Consider the following 1,517-nt stretch of genomic DNA (forward strand, 5'->3'; position numbering starts at 1 on the left):
CAGTCGCTGACTTTTTCACGGACTCAATGCTGTCTTTCAGCGCATTCAACTCAACCTGTTGCGCCTGCAACTGCTGCTCAAGTTTCTCCGGTAGCCCATTGGTTAACGTCAGCGCCCCAATCTGCCGCGTGAGCGAGTCCTGACGCTCAGCCAGGCTTTTAAGCTGTTTAGCATGCGCCTGAAGCTCATCGGCCATAGAGTTCATGCCATCCTGCGGCGCCAGTGCTTTCTGTGCCTGCTCAAGCAGGGCAATACGCTGGTCCACATGCCTGATAGTCCCTGAGCCGACAAGGCCTGCAACAAGGACAACAACGACGCCGGCCGTTGCCCCCCAGAAGGTCTTGCTTCGCAGCAACCCTTTTTTTGCCGGTGTCATCGGCATCATTTCGTCATTATGCTCAGTCATTTTTTCAGCCACCCGCCGGTTGTCGGTACCACGTTAACGGGCTGAGGGACAATGACCGTCGCAGCAGGATGCGCTGAAACCGGTGCTGAAACCGCCCTGGCCGGAACCACCGTCACCGGCGGCAGCTGTGTCGCCGGCAACTGATACCCGTCACGCAGGCTGTGGCAGACAACACGTTGCACGTCGTCTACCTCGAGCTGCCACGCGGGGCCTGCCAGTACCTGCAGCGCGGTACGCAAACGCATCGGCCCCAGTTGGTACTGCACCGCCGGCAGCGCCTGCCGGTACAGCACGCCGTTTGCCGGTCCAGTCGCGCACAGTGAATAGCCCGACTGGCGCAGCGCATAACGCAACGCGTCAGCCACCGTCGGTTTTACTGATGCCGGAATACGGATATCGATGATTTGCGAGAGCGGATCACGCTGAACGGCCGCCGGGTCGGTGCTGACCAGTAAATAACGGTCGTAGCGCACGACCTCAGGCACCTGCCCGTAAGCATCAGGGCTGACCGGTTGAACGTTGCGGGTGACGGTAACCGAAGGCGTGACAGGGGAAATATCGCGTTGCTGCAGTGGCTGCTGAGTAACGCACCCGGTCAGCATGAGTGCAGCCAGGGAAGAGAAGAGAATTGTTTTTTTCATCCGGAAGATTTCCTGTTCAGTGACAATGGGCAGGTGTCACTGTGCGGTTACCGTCCAGGAGGCTCAATTAACAACTCTTTATTGCTAATCAAAAAAAAACGCCAACCCGAAGGTCGGCGTTATCGAATCATGCTAACGAACCCAAATTAGGGTTCTGGGTAATAATCCTGGTTCAGGATCTGTTCTGTAGTCCAAATGCAAGAAGCGGGTAATTTATCCAGACCGATCCCCGTTTCTTTTGATGCTATAGCCAAAGCATCAAACCAGGTATCTTCCAACCACTCCCGATCGACCATAGCAACTTTCAGACTAGGGGTTTTCTTTAAACGGCGCTCAATCAAACCGCGTTGCCCCTTGATCGTCAGTTCCCAACTTGTACCACGGTGAGTAGGTTGAAATTGCCACTTCAGAAGGTGAGCCAGTAAAACCGCCATCCGGCTGGCCAGTTCGCGCTTTTCACTCTTGCCCAC

The 1,517-nt window shown here is 55.7% G+C and carries 2 protein-coding genes and 1 pseudogene; all 3 read right to left on the reverse strand.

Translation table 11 applies throughout. The annotated features are described in order from the left end of the window. Positions 1-406, reverse strand: a pseudogene (locus tag AC4PR2_RS28770) (hypothetical protein); the annotation flags it as partial. Then, positions 403-1,047, reverse strand: coding sequence for a PFGI-1 class ICE element type IV pilus protein PilL2 (pilL2, locus tag AC4PR2_RS28775; RefSeq protein WP_492176034.1), 645 nt, complete (start codon positions 1,045-1,047; stop codon positions 403-405). The gene pilL2 and the pseudogene AC4PR2_RS28770, both read right to left, overlap by 4 nt. A gap of 146 nt (positions 1,048-1,193) precedes the next feature. After that, positions 1,194-1,517: DUF29 domain-containing protein (locus AC4PR2_RS28780; RefSeq protein WP_490846262.1), on the reverse strand; the 324-nt coding region annotated here is incomplete at its 5' end.

This window comes from Serratia sp. A07 (assembly GCF_058725505.1).